Genomic DNA, 17,836 nt, shown 5'->3' with positions numbered 1-17,836 from the left:
GACAACTAAGGGACAACTAGCATGGCAACGAGCATTTTTAACCTGACCCGCGACAGCTTCGGCGGCCTCGCCTTGACGCTCGAGGACGGCCAGCGCTTCGAGGGCGTCTCGCCGGTGCGCGCTTTTCCGATCCAGTCGCCCGACCAGGGCATTTCGCTGGTGCTGCATGACGGCAAAGAGGTCGCCTGGATCGACGACATGGCCGACCTGCCGCCAGGCGTGCGCGCGCTGCTGCAGGACGAACTGGACGGGCGCGAGTTCATGCCCGAGATCGTCCACATCGCCAGCGTCAGCAGTTTTGCGACGCCATGTACCTGGTTCGTCAAGACCGACCGCGGCACCACCGAATTCGTCCTCAAGGACGAGGGCGACATCCGCCGCATCGGCGACGCCTCGCTGCTGGTGGCGGATAATCATGGCATTCACTTTTTGGTGCGCAACATGTTTACTATCGACAAGCACAGCCGCAAGATCCTCGACCGCTTTTTGTAAGTCCTTAAAACCTTCTTCTGGAGTGTGTATGCATTATCTGTTGTGTTACGACCTCGCCGCCGACTACCTCGAGCGCCGCGGCCAATTCCGTACGCCGCATCTGCAACTGGCGTGGGACGCGCAGCAGCGCGGCGAACTGGTGCTGGCCGGCGCGCTGTCGGAACCGGCCGACATGGCGATCTTGCTGTTTCAGGGCGACTCGCCCGAGGTGGCGGAACGGTTCGCCGAGGCCGATCCGTATGTTACCGAAGGGCTGGTGGTGTCGTACAAGGTGCGGCCGTGGAATACGGTGGTGGGGGAGTTGGCGTTTACGCCGATCAGGCCGTGAAGCTGTGGGCGGCGTGCGGGCCGCCACGCAGGTGAATCGCAAGGTCGTCGCGCAAGCTTTGTTCGGCCGCGGCGAAACGCCTGGCACGCAGCCGCCTTTGTGTTTTGCCAGCAGTGCGACGGCATATGCAGCAGGTGCGGCGACTTCGGCACGTTTGGCCATTGATGCGGCGCCAGCGGCCTTGAAGGCGCGCACCGCCTCGTCTTCGTTAAAGGCATACGCCTGGGCAATCCCCTGCGCGAACCAGCGGCGGGCGCCGTCACTGGCTTGCGAAGGGAGCAGGGTGGTGGCGCCAAAGCCATCGAGAACCGCAGGTAGTGAATGTGGGGTTGTCAATTATGTCATATCATTGTCTGGCCTATTTCTGGCCTATTAAATGGCGCGGCGAAGGAATGATAAACTCATCGATTGCCAAAAGACCACGAAAGCGCGCATGCAGATTGCCTTTGGAACCCCGGATCAACCCGACGTGCATGTGCTGATAAGTGAACTGGATGCTTACCTGTATTCGCTGTATCCCGCGGAAAACGTGTACGCGCTGGACCTGGCCTCGCTGCTAAGCCCGGGCGTGCTGTTTGCCGTGGTGCGCGATGCCGCTGGCGAAGCGGTAGGCTGCGGCGCCATCGTATTGACGCCTGCGTATGGCGAAATCAAACGGATGTACGTCCGCCCGCAGGCACGCGGCCAAGGCTTCGCGCGCAGGCTGATCGACACCCTGGAAGCGAAAGCGGTGGAACAGGGTTGCCGAACTTTTATGTTGGAGACGGGACCGACGCTATCGGAAGCGATCATCTTGTATGAACGCCTGGGTTACCGGTGCCGTGGACCGTTTGGCGATTATCCCGATGACCCGCTCTCGGTTTTTATGCAAAAGGACGCAGGTCAAGGCCGTGCGGCCCTGTTGGGACGCCGAAGCTTCAGGTCCGTTTCAGGGCCAGAAACGAATCTTTGTTTTGCCGCGACCAGGCGCTAATGCGAACCACGCGACAAAAGTGCCGCATGCCATTGACCGTAGGGCGTGTTGGCCACAAGCGGCCGGTTGAAATCCGGTGCACCATCAGTCCACCACTCAGGTCCACCCAGGTCCACGCTCGCCCAGGTCGCGCTTGACTGCGTCGATCGCCGCGCGCGTTGCGCTCCGCCCCGGTGTCGCGGGATTTTAAGGCTGCGCCGACTTGCCGGCGTGCACTCATGAGCCGATCGACCAGTTGTTGCCTCTCTTCCGGTGGAAGTTCAGGATTACTCATGCGCCAGAGGCGGCCCGCTACGACGAAGTACCGGCCGTCCGACCATCAAATGCATGGCGCAAATTCCGAGGTGGTGGCCAAAGCGATTGGCTCTGCTCCCGCGTTTTAATAACGTCTCGCTCGAGGAGAAAAAGGTGCCGCTAACCTGGTCACATTCAATCGACAATCTGGACTGGGAGGAGCTCTCGGCGCTGTTCGAAGCCTGTCCGCCGATGGGGAACAAGCGCGCTTGCGACCTGCGGCTGGCGTTCGGCGGCAGCATGTTCCGCTGCTTCGTGCGTGACAGCGGCAAGCTGGTCGGGGTAGCGCGGGCGCTGGCCGACGGCGTCTATATTGCCTACATCGGCGACATTGCCGTGCTGCCAGCGTATCGGGGCATTGGCCTGGGCAAGGCGATCGTCGCCGAACTGCTGCGCCTGTGCGCAGGGCACAAGAAGATCATTCTGTATTCGGTACCCGGCAGCGAAGCGTTTTACCGCCAGTTTGGCTTTCGCGGCATGCGCACGGCGATGGCCATTTTCGAGAACCAGGACGTCGCCATGCAACGCGGCTACGTCGACACGGCCTGATGCAAGCAATCAGGCTTGCAGCAGCGGGCCACAGCCATGGCCTGGCATCGCCCCCTGCTGGCTTATTTATATTATCATTTGGAACATAGCCCGGAGAAAACCTCTGCGGTACAAGGAGAGATCATGTTCAGTCATGTAATGGTAGGGTCGAACGATATCGAACAGGCAAAACGGTTCTACGACGCCGTGCTCGGCACGCTCGGGGCAAGCGAACCGATTCGTAACCAGGCACCTTCTGGTCACACCCGGCTCTTCTACCGGCATGCGGGAACTACCTTTTGCATCAGTGAGCCGATCGACGGGGAAGCGGCGACATGTGCGAACGGCGGCACCATCGGCTTCAAATGCAGCTCGCTCGAGCAAGTGCAAGAATTTCACGACGCAGCAGTCGCGTACGGCGGTCAATCGGTTGAAGACCCGCCGGGCCTGCGTAACAGCGCCATGGGAGCAATGCACCTGGCCTATGTGCGTGACCCGGACGGCAATAAGCTCTGCGCAATCTACCGGGCTAAATAAGGCGGTCGATGCAGAAGTCCGATTGGGTGCGGTTATGCCGCGGGGGACGCTTCGTTATGGAGCGGCGGGCTTGCGTGCTTCCATAAACAACGACGTCGGGTCAAAGACGGCGCCGCCTTTGACGTCCAGTTCATACGCCGGCCAATCGGGAATCGCGCTGCTGTACGCATCGACCTTCTCGGCATTCACAAAACCGACTTCGGCAAGAAGTTTCGATAAGGAGAACCGGTCGTACATCCACATATGGACCTCTCCGCCCAGCCTGAAAGAACCGATACGCGACGCCTCGCTTCTCAACTTGTCCCTTAGCCTCATCGAGACGAAGCTGAACAGGCGTCTTGGTGTAACGCGTTTTAACTTGTCAACCGTTAGTAATTGCGGCCCGCCGCCCGCCGCGTCCGCTTGCCCGCGGTTGCTTTTGAGAAGGCTGCGCTGCCCGACGCGGTCAACAATATAGCGCTCGTTCGGTAAGCTTGGCTGCTTCAAAAACTCGCCCATCAGACCACTACTACGGTTTCTAACCGTCTGGTCATACATTTCGAGCAAAATCCAATCGTAGTTTGCAACCGACACTTCGGTCGGATTCTTGATATTTTCATTCAAGTGGCGCAAATACTCGCTGACGATGTTCTCAAGGTCCGGGACCACAACACGCACTATGCCACCCGGCTTCAATACCCGAAAGCACTCGCGCAAGAAGTCAGGAGCCTTTTCTTTTGGAAAATGCTCGAGAACCTGGGAATGGTAGAGGGCGTCGAACTGGTTTTCGCCGTATGGAAACCCTTTCAACAGGTTGTGAACCTGGACGTGCGGACTGTGCGACGCCATGTCTATATTGGACCACGCTGTGTGAAACTTGTCGCCACAACCAACATTGAGATAGTTAACTTTGTCCATGGCCGCCTCGCAATAGGATTGACAAACGTCGCCAGTGTATATCGGTTGTGCCGTGCGGCATCAGTGACCCGACTTTAGATTGAGCGTCGTCAGCAATCCCAGCGGTTTCAAGTACAAAGTGCCACACCGGGTTGATGAACAGTAGCGGTCGAAGCTGCAATGTGTTGTTTTCTACGTAGATATTTCCACTTCGCAATCCAATGAGCGTTACCGAACAGATCCATTGTGGCGGGCACGCAATGATGGCTGCCCAAGCTCGATTGCTGATATCAATATCGCATCGATCGTGAAATTTCGATCCGCCGAATGGCCCATCCGGCGCGAATCGAGAACAACAGCTACCTCCAAGAAGGAACACCATCATGAATGCTTTGAAGCGCTACACAAGGACACTACTTTGCTCGGTCGGCTTTCTCGGCGCCGCGCTTGTCGCCGGTTGCGGCGGCGGCGACCAGGGCCGCGATCCGATCCTCGGCCTGCCGGCCGCCGTGCCCGTCACCCTGACCTCGATCGCCGTGACGCCGCAAGCGCCAACGCTGCAAATCGGCGCCGCACGCGCCTTGCTGGTAACCGCCACTTATTCGGACACCACCACCGCCAACGTCACCAGCGCCTCGACGTTCGTGTCGGCCACCCCAGCCGTCGCCACGGTGTCCGGTTCCGGCGTCGTGAGCGGCGTTGCGGCAGGCAGCTCGACCGTTACCGCCAGCTACCAGGGCTTGAGCGCCGGCACCAACGCCACCGTCGTTGCCGTCACCTTGACCAGCATCGCCGTCACCCCGGCCACCGCCACCATCGGCGTCAACACCTCGCAGCAGTTCATCGCCATTGCCACCTACGCGGATAACAGCACCGGCAACATTACTTCGAGCGCGGCGTGGACCTCGTCGAACACCGCCGTTGCGACCGTGCTGCCTACCGGCGTCGCCACCGGCCTCAGCGCCGGCACCACCACCATCACCGCCAGCTCGGCCTCGAAATCGGGCAGCGCCGTGCTGACCGTCACCGCAGCCCTGCCATTGCCGCCATCGGCGCCGGTCGATCTGGGCCGCGCGACGAACTTCGCCGTGCTGGCCGGTACCTCGCTGACCAACAACTCGGGCGGCACCACGCTGATCGGCGGCGACGTCGGTTCGCCGTCGCAGACGACCGATCCTAAACAGGATCCCGGTTTCACCAACTACAAGTCGGGCGCACCCCTCGACAACGCACTGGCTGACCTGCAGGTTGCGATCAGCGACGCCAACGGCCGTACCTGCGACGTCAACTTTGCCGGCGGCATCGACCTCGGCGGCGCCACGCTGGCTCCCGGCGTGTACTGCTACGCCGGCTCGATCAACCTCACCGGCACACTGACCTTGTCCGGTTCCGGCGTGTACATTTTCCGTACCGCGACGACCTTGAACACGACCGCCAATTCGATCGTTCAGCTGCTGAACGGCGCCACTGCCGCCAACGTAACCTGGGTGCCGGTCGGCCCGACCACGCTGGGTGCGAACAGCGTGTTCAAGGGTTCGATCCTGGGCAAGGCTGCCGCCATCACGGTCGGCGACAACACCACGCTGCTGAGCGGGCGCGTGCTGTCGGGCGCTGCTGTAACCCTGCGCAATAACCAGATCGCCAAATAATCGTCCACGGAAAGCGGAGAACAACATCATGAAATTTGCTAAAAAACTAGGAACGCTGACCGCAGTTGCGTGCGCCATGCTGGCCGGCCAGGCATGGGCCGCCGAAGACACCTTCATCAACCCGGACTGGGCCAACAGCGCCTGGTACATCGGCGCCGGCGCCGGCCAGTCGCGCGCCAACATCGACGATGCGCGCCTGATCCGCAGCTTGACCGCCAACGGCGCCACGCTGGGCAGCTTTACGACCGACGAGCGCGACAGGGGCTTCAAGGTATTCGCCGGCAAGCAGCTGAACCAATATGTCGCCATTGAAGGCGGCTACTTTGACCTCGGCAAGTTCGGCTTCAATGCCACCACGTCCGGCAACGGCGTTCTCAATGGTGAAGCCGGCTTTCGCGGCGCCAACCTCGACCTGGTAGGCCAGCTGCCGCTGACGCAGCGCTTCTCGCTGCTTGGCCGGATCGGCATGAATTATGCCAAGGCCAGCACGCACTTCACCGGCAACCGCCTGGCTGCGGTGACCAATCCGAACCCGAGCGAACGCAAAATCGGCGCCAAGGCCGGCCTCGGCCTCGAGTACAAGTTCAGCGAAGCGCTGGCGATGCGCGCCGAAGTGGAGCGCTACCGGGTCAACGATGCCGTCGGTAACCGCGGCGACGTCGACCTGGCGTCGGTTAGCCTGGTCTACAAGCTGGGTCGCCCGGCCGCGCGAGCGGCGGTGTATGTCGCGCCGCCGGCTGCCGAACCGGTAGCCGCGCCAGCGCCGGTCGTGGTGCAAACGCCACCGCCGCCGCCGCCGCCGCAGCCCGTCTCTGAAAAAGTATCGTTCGCTGCCGAATCGCTGTTCGACTTCGACAAGGCCGTCGTCAAAACGGACGGCAAGGCGGCGCTCGACGGCCTGGTGGCCAACCTGCAGGGCATGAACCTTGAGGCGATCGTGACCGTTGGCCACACCGATTCGGTCGGCTCCGACGCCTACAACGAGAAGCTATCGTTGCGCCGGGCTGAAGCGGTCAAGGCTTACCTGGTGTCGAAAGGCGTTGAGGCGTCGCGTGTTTTTGTCGAAGGCAAGGGCGAAGCACAGCCAGTGGCCGACAACAAGAGCGCCGAAGGCCGCGCCAAGAACCGCCGCGTGACGGTCGAAGTGGTCGGCACCCGCACGGTAACGAAATAATTCTTCGTAAAAATATCACCAAATGTAACTGGTTTTAACAAACGTGTTGTCGTTTGAAGAGGCCGCCCTTTGCAAGCCGGGCGGCTTTTTGTCACTTTTTTTCTATCAAAAAACCACATTATTGCAAACTTGGTACAATTAGTTCTTAAATTCAACAGTTATGCGCGTTAGCGAACAGAGCAGCGAGTTCAAAACGGCAATAGTTGAGTCCATGGTTGCTACCCAACAAGCATAGACCGCAAAATTTCCCCGACGCCGACCCTCGGCGGTTGAGGAAGAAATCCAGGCTTCATTCATTAACAACACTGAACACTGAAAACGGAAAAAATTACATGAAATTCGCTAAAAAGGTCGGCACCCTGACCGTCATCGCCGCTTCGCTCTTTGCTGCCCAGTCGAGCTCGGCTGCTGAAAACGATTTCATCAATCCAGAGTGGGCCAATACCGCCCAGTACATCGGCCTCGGCTTTGGCCCGTCGCGTGCTGCCCTGAACAACAGCCAGATCAACAGCGCCATCAGCAACAGTGGCCGTATCAATGCGACCACGGAAGACAACCGTGGCTTCGGCGGCAAATTGATCGCAGGTAAGCAACTGAACCGGAACTTGGCAGTTGAATTCGCCTACTTTGACTTGGGCAAATTCGATTACAGCGCATCGAACGTCACCGGCGGCACCCTGAGCCGCCACACCAGCGTGCGCGGCGGCAGCCTCGACCTGATCGGCATCCTGCCGATGTCGGAGCGTATCTCGGCCTACGGCCGCGTCGGCGCTACTTATGCCATGGTGCGTGACAACATCGGTGGCAACCGTGCTTACGCCGGTGACGAGTTGCGCAACAAGAAATTCAACCCGAAAGTCGGTGTTGGCCTTGAATACAAGCTGTCGGAGGCGCTGGCCTTGCGCGGTGAAGTCGAGCGCTATCGCATCACCGACGGTTTCCGCAACCGCGACCACGTCAACGTCGCATCGGTCAGCCTGATCTACAAGATGGGCCGTCCGGTCGCAGCGCCAGTGGTCTACGTCGCGCCAGTCGTCGCGGCCGAGCCGGCGCCGGCGCCAGTGGTCGTGCAAACGCCGCCGCCGCCGCCGCAGCCAGTGTCGGAAAAAGTCTCGTTCGCCGCTGAATCCCTGTTCGACTTCGACAAGGCGGTCGTCAAGCCAGCCGGCAAGGCAGCGCTCAATGAGCTGCTGGGCAAGCTGCAAGGCATGGACACCGAAGCGATGGTCAGCGTCGGCCATGCCGATTCGGTCGGTAGCGATGCGTACAACCAGAAGCTGTCGCTGCGCCGCGCCGAAGCTGTCAAGGCCTACCTGGTGTCGAAAGGCGTTGCACCATCGCGCGTCTTCGTCGAAGGCAAAGGCGAGTCCCAGCCAGTGGCCGACAACAAGACCGCCGAAGGCCGCGCCAAGAACCGTCGCGTGATCGTTGAAGTCGTCGGTAGCCGCTCGTCGAAGTAATCGATTAAAGTAAGCTGAAACCTGGCTGAAACGCCGTCCCTGAAAGCCGTCCGGCGCAAGCCGGGCGTTTTTTTTCGTGCGCGTAAATTTCCCGGCTAGGCTGTTCGGTGTGGCAGCGTACCGTTGCGAAGGCCATCCGGTGGTCTGATACGGTTATCGACATTGCACCGCGAGAACGGCATGCGCATGCGCAGCAGCAGCAGCAACAACAACAACCGGCCGCTTCCCGGGTTTGTCCAGGTACGCGGCGCGCGCGAACATAATCTGAAAAACGTCACCCTCGATATTCCGCGCGACGCACTGGTCGTTTTCACCGGCGTCTCCGGTTCCGGCAAGTCCTCGCTCGCGTTCGGTACCTTGTACGCCGAGGCGCAGCGGCGCTACCTCGAATCGGTGTCGCCGTACGCGCGCCGGCTGTTCCACCAGATGCCGGTGCCCGACGTCGACGACATCACCGGCCTGCCGCCGGCGGTCGCCCTGCAGCAGCAGCGCGGTTCGCCCACCACCCGTTCCTCGGTCGGCAGCGTCAGCACCCTCTCCAATTCGCTGCGCATGCTGTATTCGCGCGCCGGCGACTATCCGGCCGGCCAGCAGTTGCTGTACGCCGAATCGTTTTCTCCCAATACGCCCGAAGGCGCCTGCAGCGAGTGCCATGGCCTTGGCCGGGTCTACCAAGTGACGGAAGCATCGATGGTGCCGGACGATACGCTCACCATCCGCGAGCGTGCGGTGGCGGCCTGGCCGACCGCCTGGCACGGCCAGAACCTGCGCGACATCCTCACCACGCTCGGCTACGACGTCGATACGCCGTGGCGCGCGCTGCCGAAAAAAGACCGCGACTGGATCCTCTTCACCGACGAGCAGCCGACGGCGCCCGTGTATGCCGGCTTCACCCCAGGCGAGGTGAAAGAGGCGCTAAAGCGCCGCGCCACCCCGAGCTACCAGGGCACGTTTACCGGCGCGCGCAAATACGTGCTGCAGACGTTCGCCACCACCGAGAGCGCATCGATGAAAAAGCGCGTCGCGCGCTACATGGTCAGCTCGCCATGCCCGCTGTGCAAGGGCAAGCGGCTGCGCCGCGAATCGCTGTCGGTCACCTTTGCCGGCCTCGACATCGCCGAGATGGGACGGCTGCCTTTGGCGCGGCTGGCGGCCTTGCTGCGCCCGCACGCCGACGGCAGCGCCGCGCGCAATGCCAGGGCGGCGGCCCTGCATCCCGAAAAGCTGATCGTCACCCGCCGCATCGCCGAAGATGTGGTGGCGCGCTTGAACGTGCTGGAGGACCTGGGGCTCGGCTACCTGGCGTTGGAGCGCAGCACGCCGACCCTGTCGCCGGGCGAACTGCAGCGTCTGCGCCTGGCCACGCAGGTGCGCTCGAACCTGTTCGGCGTCGTCTACGTGCTCGATGAACCCTCGGCCGGCCTGCATCCGGCCGATACCGAGGCCCTGTTGACCGCGCTGGCCCAGCTCAAGGCATCGGGCAATTCGCTGTTTGTCGTCGAACACGCCCTCGATGTGATCGCCCACGCCGACTGGATCGTCGACGTCGGCCCGGCTGCCGGCGAGGCGGGCGGCCACGTGTTGTACAGCGGGCCGCCGGCGGGGCTGGAACAGGTCGAGGCTTCGCAGACCCGCCGCTACCTGTTTGCCAAAGACAAGCCGGCGCTGCGCCAACCGCGTCAACCCACCGACTGGCTGCGGCTCGAAGGCGTCACTCGCAACAACCTGCACCGGCTCGATTGCGCGTTTCCGCTCGGCGTGCTGACCGGCGTGACCGGGGTCTCGGGCTCGGGCAAGTCGAGCCTGGTCAGCCAGGTGCTGGTCGAACTGGTGGCGGCTGCCCTGGGCCACGAACTGGAAGCCGGGCCGGACCAAGGCGAAGGGGAGGGCGCGGGCGAGGCGCTCGAACAGGCGGCGCAAACGCCGCTCGAAGGGCGCATCGTGCAGGGACTGGCCGGCATCAAGCGGCTGGTGCGGGTCGACCAGCGGCCGATCGGGCGCACGCCGCGCTCCAACCTGGCCACCTACACGGGCCTGTTCGACCATGTGCGCCAACTGTTCGCCGCTACCGACACAGCGCGCGCGCGGCGCTACGACGCCGGGCGCTTTTCGTTCAACGTCGCCAAGGGCCGCTGCGAGCACTGCGCCGGCGAAGGCTTCGTGATGGTCGAACTGCTGTTTTTGCCCAGCGTGTATGCGCCGTGCCCGACCTGCGGGGGCGCGCGCTACAACGCCAACACGCTGGAAGTGCGCTACCAGGACAAGAACATCGCCGAGGTGCTGGCGCTAAACGTCGACGCGGCGGCGCGGTTTTTCGCCCACGAGAGCGCGGTGGCGCGCTCGCTCGAGATGCTGCGCGAAGTGGGCCTGGGCTACCTGCGCCTGGGCCAGCCGGCCACCGAGCTGTCGGGCGGCGAGGCACAGCGCATCAAGCTGGCCACGGAACTGCAGCGTGCCGCGCGCGGCAACATGCTGTATGTGCTCGACGAGCCAAGCACCGGCCTGCACCCGGCCGACGTCGATAAACTGGTGGTGCAGCTCGACCGCCTGGTCGAGGCCGGCAACACGGTGATCGTCGTCGAGCACACGATGCGCATCGTCGCCGCTTGCGACTGGGTGATCGATATCGGACCGGAGGCGGGCGAGGCCGGCGGCAAGATCGTCGCTTGCGGGCCGCCACGGCAGCTTGCGCGCGCCAGCGGCAGCCGCTCCGCGCCTTACCTGGCGCGCTTCTTCGACAAATCGGCATCAATCTAAGTGCCTTGGAGTAAGAGCGAGTAAGCGCGGTTGTTTGTGCGCTGTGGCATCTGCGTTAAACTGCTGCAATCTTTTTGAACCAGCAGGTAGTTACGACCCATGATCTACAACAGTCAGTTCCGGCGCATTTTGGCACGCAATATCGCCATACCGCTTGCAGTGGGCATCTTCAGCGCCGCAGCCTTCGTCGGCATTATTGTCTACCTGATCAGCGTGCTGAACTGGGTCGAACATTCGCAGCGCGTTATCGGCGACGCTAACCAGGTCGCCAAGTTGTCGGCTGAAATGGATAGCGGCTTGCGCGGCTACCTGATCACGGACGACGAAAGCTTTTTGGCGCCCTACCTGCTGGCCCTGCCGCGCATCGCGGACGAGCTGGCCGCGCTGGCGCACGAGGTGGGCGACAGTCCGGCCCAGGTGGCGCTGCTGCGCAAGGCCGCCGCCGCCCAAGTGCTGTGGAACCAATACGCCGCTGAAATGATCGAGGTGCGCCGCAAGGACAGCGATTACGTGCCGATCGTCAAGAGTGGACGCGGCAAGTCGCTGGCCGACGAGGTGCGCCGCCAGTTCGCCGCCTTCCTCGATGTTGAACAGCGATTGCTCCAGCAACGCAGCGAGTCCGCCAGGACCGTCACCAAATGGTCGGTCGGCCTGTTCCTGCTGTTCAGCCTGACGCTGTCGGGCTTGCTGGCGTTGTTCGGCCGGCGCGAACTGGTATCGCTGTCGACGTCGTACACCGCCGCGATCGACCAGCAGCAAGCGCACACCGAATTGCTGGAAAACCAGGCCTGGCTGCGCAGCGGCCAGTCGGAGCTTGCGGCCAGCATGGCCGGCCATCACGCGATGGGGCAGCTGGCCCAGGCCACGCTCGACCATATCGCGCGCTACCTTGACGGCGTGGTGGCCGCGCTCTACGTGCGCGAGGATGGCGGATCGATGCGGCGCGTGGCCAGCTACGGCTTTGCCGCTTCGTGGGCCGGCCAGGAACAGCTGTTCGGCCCGGGCGAGTCGCTGATCGGCCAGGCGGTGCGCGAAGAGCGCATGCTGGCGCTCGACAATCTGCCGGCGGACTACATCAAGGTGTCGTCGGGCCTGGGCCGGGCCGCGCCGCGCCAGCTGTTGATCGCGCCGTTTCGCAACGAAGGCGAAATCAACTGCGTTATCGAAATCGGCTTCCTGAACAACACCGCCACGCGCGACCTCGAGTTCCTGCAACTGGTGGGCGAGAGCATCGGCGCCGCCGTGGCCGCCGCCCGCTTCCGCCAGCGCCTGCAACAGTCGCTCGCCGAAACCCAGCAGTTGAATGAAGAACTGCAGGTGCAGCAAGAGGAACTGCGCACCGCCAATGAGGAACTCGAAGAGCAGTCGCGGGTGCTGGAACAATCGCAGTCGAGCCTGGAGAACCAGCAGGCCGAGCTGGAGCAGACCAACGACCAGCTGGCCGAGCAGGCACTCATCCTCGACACCAGGAACGTCGCCCTGACGGACGCCCAGGACCAGCTGCGCCAGCGCGCGCGCGATTTGGAGCGCGCCAGCCGCTACAAGTCCGAGTTTTTGGCCAACATGTCGCACGAATTGCGCACGCCGCTGAACAGTTCGCTGATCCTTGCCAAGCTGTTGTCGGACAATACCAACGGCAACCTCAACGCCGAGCAGGTGCGCTTTGCCCAGACCATTTATTCGGCCGGCAACGATTTGCTGCGGCTGATTAACGACATCCTCGACATTTCCAAGGTCGAGGCCGGGAAACTGGAACTGGTGCTCGAATCGCTGCCGGTGCGCCGCGTGGTCGAGTCCCTTTGCATGACATTCGAGCCGCTGGCCCAGCAAAAGCAGCTCAGCTTCCGGGTGCTGGTCGCGCCGTCGGTGCCGGCCACCATCTGGACCGATCGCCAGCGCCTCGAGCAGATTCTGCGGAACCTGCTGTCGAACGCGGTCAAGTTCACCGACAGCGGGGCGGTAACGCTGACGGTGCGTAGCACGGGCGACAACGCCGCGGGCGGCCCGTTGCACTTCGCCGTCGAGGATTCCGGCATCGGCATCCCGCCCGAACAGCAGCAAAAGATTTTCGACGCGTTCCACCAGGCCGACGGCACCACCAGCCGGCGCTTCGGCGGCACCGGGCTTGGCCTGTCGATCTCGCGCGACCTGACCGCCTTGCTCGGCGGCGAACTGAACGTGACCAGTTCGCCTGGCAGCGGCAGCGTGTTTACGCTGGTGCTGCCGCGCACCTGCCCGGCGGTCGACGGCGCGGGCGACGCGGCGCCAACACCGGGGTTTGCGCCATCGCTTACGCTACCCTTTATGCCCCCCATGCCCCCCATGCCGCCCGCCGCGCCGCCGCCCGCCGCCTTACTCTTCGACGACGACCGCGCCGCCGCGCCCGGCGCCGCCACCCGCACGGTGCTGGTGATCGAGGACGACGCCAGTTTCGCCGCCATCCTGTACGCGCTGGCGCACGAGATGGGTTACCGCTGCCTGGTCGCGCTGACCGGCACCGACGGCCTGCAGTTGGCAAGCGGCCACCTGCCCGATGCCATCCTGCTCGACATGCGCCTGCCGGACCGTTCCGGCCTGTCGGTGCTGCAGCTGTTGAAAGATAATCCGCAGACCCGCCATATCCCGGTCCACGTGGTGTCGAGCAGCGACAACGGCGGCGAGGCGATGGGCCTGGGCGCCATCGGCTACGCCATGAAACCGACCACGCGCGAGGAACTCGAGCTGGTATTTCGCAAGCTGGAGGAAAAATTTACCCAGAAGATCAAGCGCATCCTGCTGGTCGAGGACGACGAGCGCCAGCGCGGCAGCGTGGTGGCCTTGATCACCGATACCGACGTCGAGATCGCCGCGGTCGGCTCGGGCGAGGAGGCGTTGGCGCTGCTGAGGACAAGCGTGTTCGACTGCATGATCATCGACCTCAAGCTGCCCGACATGCAGGGCAACGAGCTGCTTGAGAAAATGTCGCTTGAAGCGCTGTGCTCGTTCCCGCCGGTGATCGTCTACACCGGCCGCAACCTGACGCGCGCCGAAGAAAACGACCTGCTCAAGTATTCGCGTTCGATCATCATCAAGGGCGCCCGTTCGCCCGAACGCCTGCTCGACGAAGTGACGCTGTTCCTGCACAAGGTCGAGTCGAAGCTGTCGACCGAACGCCAGAGCATGCTCAAAACCGTGCGCGACCGCGACCGCGTGTTCGAAGGCCGCACCATCTTGCTGGTCGACGACGACGTGCGCAACGTGTTCGCCCTGACCAGCGCGCTCGAGGGGCGCGGCGCGAAGGTCGAGATCGGCCGTAATGGATTCGAAGCAATAGCGAAGCTCGATGAAGTGGCCGCCATCGACTTGGTGCTGATGGATATCATGATGCCCGGCATGGACGGCATGGAAGCGATGCGCCGCATCCGCGCCGACGGCCGCTTTGCCCGCCTGCCGATCATCGCCATCACCGCCAAGGCGATGAAGGACGACCAGGAGCAGTGCCTGGCCGCCGGCGCCAACGATTACCTGGCCAAGCCGATCGACCTGAACCGCCTGTATTCGCTGCTGCGGGTGTGGATGCCCAACCTGGAGCGGATTTGAAGCCCCGGCTGGACGCGGCCGACATCGAACTGCGGATGCTGATCGAAGCCGTCTACCTGCAATACAACTACGATTTTCGCGACTATACGGGGGCGTCGCAAAAACGCCGGGTTCTGCACGCGGTGCGCGAAATGGGCTGCGCCAGCATCTCGGCCCTGCAGGCGCGGGTGATGCACGATGCGGCCGATTTTTCGCGCCTGCTGCAGTACCTGACGATCCCGGTCACCGAGATGTTCCGCGACCCGCACTTTTATGCCGCGCTGCGCGAGCAGGTGGCGCCTTTTCTCGGCACGTATGCGTCGCTCAAGATCTGGGTCGCCGGCTGCAGCACCGGCCAGGAAGTCTATTCGATGGCGATCATGCTGCGCGAAGAGGGGCTACTCGAGCGCTCGATCATTTATGCCACCGACATCAACCCGCAATCGCTGGAAACGGCCAGGCGCGGCGTTTTTCCGCTTGAACAAATGCAGTTGTATACCGAAAATTACCAGGCCGCCGGCGGCAAGCGCGCCTTCTCCGATTACTACACGGCCGCGTACGGCGGCGCCCTGTTCGACAAGTCGCTGATCGAGAACGTCACTTTTGCCGACCACAGCCTGGCGACCGACAGCGTGTTTTCGGAAACCCACCTGATCAGCTGCCGCAACGTGATGATCTACTTTAACAAGCGCTTGCAGAACCGGGTGTTCGGCCTGTTCCACGAGTCGCTGTGCCACCGCGGCTTTCTCGCCTTGGGCAGCAAGGAGAGCATCGACTTTTCGGACTACGCCGGCCGGTTCGATGCGCTCGTCAAGCGCGAGCGGATATTCAGAAAGGCCAGCGCATGATAACGCCCCTCTGGTTCACCCCGGCGCTGGCGGCGCGCCGGCCGCAGGCGCTCATCGTTGCCGGCTCGGCCGGCGGCGTCGAGGCCTTGATGACCTTGTTGTCCGCCGTGCCCTCTGGGCTGCAGGTGCCTGTCATTTGCATGCTGCACCTGCCGGCCAACCGCGACAGCCGGCTCGCCGACCTGTTCGACGAGCGCCTGCCGGTGCCGGTGCGGGAGGCAGCCGACAAGCAGGCGATCGCCGCCGGCACGGTGTATTTCGCCGGGTCCGGATACCATCTGTCAGTCGAGCAGGACCGCAGCTTTTCGCTCAGCTGCGAGGCGCCGGTGCATTTTGCCCGGCCCGCCATCGACGTCTTGATGACGTCGGCGGCCGACGCCTACGGCGATGAGCTGGCCGCCATCTTGCTGACCGGCGCCAACCGTGACGGCGCTGCCGGCATGGCCTACGTCCATGCCAAGGGCGGCCTGACGGTGGTGCAGGAGCCGCTCGACGCCCAGGTCGCTACGATGCCGCAGGCGGCGATCGACGCCTGCGCACCCGATCTGGTGCTGCCGCTGGCGGCGATCCGCGAATTACTGCAATTGTTGCTGGAGAAGAAATGAAAGAACAAATCGCCAGCAAAGTGCTGATCGTCGACGACCTGGCCGACAACCTGCAGGCGCTGGACGCACTGATCCGCCACGAACAGCGCTTGGTGTTCCATGCCGCCTCCGGCGAACAGGCGCTGCAACTGCTGCTCGAACACGAGTTTGCGCTGGCCATCCTCGACGTCCAGATGCCCGGCATGGATGGCTTCGAACTGGCCGAGCTGATGCGCGGCACCGAGCGCACCCGGCATATCCCGATCGTGTTCACCAGCGCCGCCGGACGCGAACTCAATTACGCCTTCAAGGGCTACGGCACCGGCGCCGTCGACTTCCTCTACAAGCCGCTCGACAGCGATGCCGTGCGCAGCAAGGTCAATGTGTTCGTCGCGCTCGACCAGCAGCGCCACGAGGGCCGGCGCCAGGTCGCCGAGCTCGAGCAAAGCCGCCGGGAGCAGCAGCAGTTGCTGGAAGAATTGCACGTGACCCAGGCTGAACTGCAGCGCTCGCTGCGCATGCGCGACGACTTCATGTCGCTGGTGGCGCACGAGCTGCGCACCCCGCTCAACACCTTGTTTTTGGAGAGCCAGATGCGTAGCCTGCAACTGGCGCGCGGCAATTTTGACGCACTCGGGCCGGAGAAGTTACCGGCGATGGTGGCGCGCGACCGACGCCAGATTCAATCTATGATCCGGCTGATCGACGACATGCTCGACATCTCGCGCATGCGCAGCGGCAGCCTGTCGATCCGGCGCAGTGCTTTTGAGCTGATCGGCTTGCTCGAGCGTGTCGTCAGCGACCTGGCGCTGCAGGCGGCCGGTTATGGCAGCAGCTTGACCTTGCGTGCGCATGCGCCGGTGCATGGCTGCTGGGACGAGTTCCGCATCGAGCAGGTGATCATCAACTTGCTGACGAATGCCTTGCGCTATGGTAATGGCAAGCCGATCGAGATCGGGGTTGACACCGACGCCACAGGCGAGGTGAGGATCGACGTCATCGATTGCGGCATTGGCATCGCCGAGGCCGACCAGCAGCGCATGTTCGAGCCGTTCGAGCGCGGCAGCGCCAACGGCGAGGCCAAGGGACTGGGCTTGGGCCTGGCGATCTCGCGCCAGCTGGCCGGCGCCCATGGCGGGCGCTTGAGCGTAGCCAGCGATGGCAAGACCGGCTCGGTGTTCAGTCTGACGCTGCCTTTGGCCCTCGCGCCGGTGTAAGCGATTGCGGGTTGACTTCAGCTGAAGCTATCACGCTCTAGTGCAGGAAAAGTGCGGCGTCACGCAGCAGGTCGGAAGTGTAGACGACATACGCCGAGGCGCCGGCGAGGGCAAGTTGGAGGCTGGTCCAGGTCAGCGGGCATTTGCTCATCATGGTAGGGTTCCTGTTGTTCTTGTTCGTTGCTAGTACAATTATCTTAAACATGATGGTGCTGAAAAGCATCGGCAAAAGGATTGTCGCCACGTAGGACAATGGCTTATAGGTTTGTCTGGCTGTCTTGTCTGGCTATTAATAAGCAGGCTGGGGCGCGGCTCCTACGATGGATGTAGGCTGCGTCCTATAGTGAAACTGCTTCGTTCGTTTTACTATTATGTTCATGAATGGACATGCACCCCACCTCATGCACCAGAGCTTGCGCGCCATCCGCCGCGACGCCATCGCCAAACTGCCGCGCGGCGTCGCCGGCGCCGCGCGGCTGCGCGCCGGCCGGCAGGACGTCATCAACAGCGTGCTCGACCATGGCCGGTTTGGTTGAGCCGGCCTGAGGCAGGGGGGCGGCG

15 protein-coding genes are annotated in these 17,836 nt (G+C 62.9%); 14 read left to right on the top strand and 1 reads right to left on the bottom strand.

The features are described 5' to 3' along the window. The first annotated feature begins 21 nt into the window (after positions 1–21). The 5 genes from CR103_RS10790 to CR103_RS10765 all read left to right on the top strand — a co-directional run bounded on the left by CR103_RS10790 (position 22) and on the right by CR103_RS10765 (position 3,152). Positions 22–492, top strand: a complete 471-nt coding sequence (locus CR103_RS10790) for a cyanophycin metabolism-associated DUF1854 family protein (protein WP_099915995.1) — start codon at positions 22–24, stop codon at positions 490–492. A gap of 28 nt (positions 493–520) precedes the next feature. After that, complete coding sequence (locus CR103_RS10785) at positions 521–820, top strand: YciI-like protein (RefSeq protein ID WP_099915994.1); 300 nt, start codon at positions 521–523, stop codon at positions 818–820. A 433-nt stretch (positions 821–1,253) separates the two neighbouring features. Beyond that, the gene (locus CR103_RS10780) at positions 1,254–1,793 is read left to right on the top strand and encodes a GNAT family N-acetyltransferase (protein ID WP_099916056.1); all 540 of its coding nucleotides are present in this window, start codon (positions 1,254–1,256) and stop codon (positions 1,791–1,793) included. 360 nt (positions 1,794–2,153) lie between these two features. Then, entirely contained in the window at positions 2,154–2,636 is a 483-nt protein-coding gene (locus tag CR103_RS10770) for a GNAT family N-acetyltransferase (protein WP_229442999.1), read from the top strand. Between the two features lie 123 nt (positions 2,637–2,759). Continuing rightward, positions 2,760–3,152, top strand: coding sequence for a VOC family protein (locus tag CR103_RS10765; RefSeq protein WP_099916055.1), 393 nt, complete (start codon positions 2,760–2,762; stop codon positions 3,150–3,152). Positions 3,153–3,206: 54 nt separating this feature from the next. Here the strand turns inward: CR103_RS10765 and CR103_RS10760 are convergent, their stop codons facing one another. Next, entirely contained in the window at positions 3,207–4,049 is an 843-nt protein-coding gene (locus CR103_RS10760) for a class I SAM-dependent methyltransferase (RefSeq protein ID WP_099915992.1), read from the bottom strand. Between the two features lie 362 nt (positions 4,050–4,411). Here CR103_RS10760 and CR103_RS10755 point away from each other — a divergent pair, with 362 nt between their 5' ends. The 9 genes from CR103_RS10755 (at position 4,412) to CR103_RS23850 (ending at position 17,811) form a co-directional block, all read left to right on the top strand. Then, the gene (locus CR103_RS10755) at positions 4,412–5,677 is read left to right on the top strand and encodes an ice-binding family protein (RefSeq protein ID WP_099915991.1); all 1,266 of its coding nucleotides are present in this window, start codon (positions 4,412–4,414) and stop codon (positions 5,675–5,677) included. A gap of 28 nt (positions 5,678–5,705) precedes the next feature. Beyond that, positions 5,706–6,851, top strand: a complete 1,146-nt coding sequence (locus CR103_RS10750) for an OmpA family protein (protein ID WP_229442998.1) — start codon at positions 5,706–5,708, stop codon at positions 6,849–6,851. A gap of 332 nt (positions 6,852–7,183) precedes the next feature. After that, positions 7,184–8,311 (top strand): OmpA family protein, encoded by a 1,128-nt coding sequence (locus CR103_RS24100; protein WP_099915990.1) that lies wholly within the window; start codon positions 7,184–7,186, stop codon positions 8,309–8,311. Between the two features lie 180 nt (positions 8,312–8,491). Next, the gene (locus CR103_RS10740; RefSeq protein WP_099915989.1) at positions 8,492–11,068 is read left to right on the top strand and encodes an excinuclease ABC subunit UvrA; all 2,577 of its coding nucleotides are present in this window, start codon (positions 8,492–8,494) and stop codon (positions 11,066–11,068) included. Positions 11,069–11,167: 99 nt separating this feature from the next. Beyond that, positions 11,168–14,647, top strand: coding sequence for a response regulator (locus tag CR103_RS10735; RefSeq protein ID WP_099915988.1), 3,480 nt, complete (start codon positions 11,168–11,170; stop codon positions 14,645–14,647). A 35-nt stretch (positions 14,648–14,682) separates the two neighbouring features. Continuing rightward, positions 14,683–15,474, top strand: coding sequence for a CheR family methyltransferase (locus CR103_RS10730; protein WP_099916053.1), 792 nt, complete (start codon positions 14,683–14,685; stop codon positions 15,472–15,474). Beyond that, entirely contained in the window at positions 15,471–16,079 is a 609-nt protein-coding gene (locus CR103_RS10725) for a chemotaxis protein CheB (protein ID WP_099915987.1), read from the top strand. Before CR103_RS10730 ends, CR103_RS10725 begins: the two co-directional genes overlap by 4 nt. Continuing rightward, positions 16,076–17,275 (top strand): hybrid sensor histidine kinase/response regulator, encoded by a 1,200-nt coding sequence (locus CR103_RS10720; RefSeq protein ID WP_099915986.1) that lies wholly within the window; start codon positions 16,076–16,078, stop codon positions 17,273–17,275. Before CR103_RS10725 ends, CR103_RS10720 begins: the two co-directional genes overlap by 4 nt. A 401-nt stretch (positions 17,276–17,676) precedes the next feature. Then, the gene (locus tag CR103_RS23850) at positions 17,677–17,811 is read left to right on the top strand and encodes a hypothetical protein (protein WP_267873986.1); all 135 of its coding nucleotides are present in this window, start codon (positions 17,677–17,679) and stop codon (positions 17,809–17,811) included. Positions 17,812–17,836 lie beyond the last annotated feature (25 nt).

It is taken from the genome of Massilia psychrophila, assembly GCF_002760665.1.
Taxonomy (GTDB): Bacteria; Pseudomonadota; Gammaproteobacteria; order Burkholderiales; family Burkholderiaceae_D; genus JAFCUW01.
The sequence above is the reverse complement of the archived record's forward strand: the minus strand, read 5'-3'. Positions and strand labels throughout refer to the sequence as shown.

What these genes read in the sequence shown, in the direction of transcription:
- CR103_RS10790 (WP_099915995.1), top strand. Translation starts at nt 22, where the DNA reads ATGGCAACGAGCATTTTTAACCTGACCCGCGACAGCTTCGGCGGCCTC.
- CR103_RS10785 (WP_099915994.1), top strand. Translation starts at nt 521, where the DNA reads ATGCATTATCTGTTGTGTTACGACCTCGCCGCCGACTACCTCGAGCGC.
- CR103_RS10780 (WP_099916056.1), top strand. Translation starts at nt 1,254, where the DNA reads ATGCAGATTGCCTTTGGAACCCCGGATCAACCCGACGTGCATGTGCTG.
- CR103_RS10765 (WP_099916055.1), top strand. Translation starts at nt 2,760, where the DNA reads ATGTTCAGTCATGTAATGGTAGGGTCGAACGATATCGAACAGGCAAAA.
- CR103_RS10760 (WP_099915992.1), bottom strand. Translation starts at nt 4,049, where the DNA reads ATGGACAAAGTTAACTATCTCAATGTTGGTTGTGGCGACAAGTTTCAC.
- CR103_RS10755 (WP_099915991.1), top strand. Translation starts at nt 4,412, where the DNA reads ATGAATGCTTTGAAGCGCTACACAAGGACACTACTTTGCTCGGTCGGC.
- CR103_RS10750 (WP_229442998.1), top strand. Translation starts at nt 5,706, where the DNA reads ATGAAATTTGCTAAAAAACTAGGAACGCTGACCGCAGTTGCGTGCGCC.
- CR103_RS24100 (WP_099915990.1), top strand. Translation starts at nt 7,184, where the DNA reads ATGAAATTCGCTAAAAAGGTCGGCACCCTGACCGTCATCGCCGCTTCG.
- CR103_RS10740 (WP_099915989.1), top strand. Translation starts at nt 8,492, where the DNA reads ATGCGCATGCGCAGCAGCAGCAGCAACAACAACAACCGGCCGCTTCCC.
- CR103_RS10735 (WP_099915988.1), top strand. Translation starts at nt 11,168, where the DNA reads ATGATCTACAACAGTCAGTTCCGGCGCATTTTGGCACGCAATATCGCC.
- CR103_RS10730 (WP_099916053.1), top strand. Translation starts at nt 14,683, where the DNA reads ATGCTGATCGAAGCCGTCTACCTGCAATACAACTACGATTTTCGCGAC.
- CR103_RS10725 (WP_099915987.1), top strand. Translation starts at nt 15,471, where the DNA reads ATGATAACGCCCCTCTGGTTCACCCCGGCGCTGGCGGCGCGCCGGCCG.
- CR103_RS10720 (WP_099915986.1), top strand. Translation starts at nt 16,076, where the DNA reads ATGAAAGAACAAATCGCCAGCAAAGTGCTGATCGTCGACGACCTGGCC.
- CR103_RS23850 (WP_267873986.1), top strand. Translation starts at nt 17,677, where the DNA reads ATGCACCAGAGCTTGCGCGCCATCCGCCGCGACGCCATCGCCAAACTG.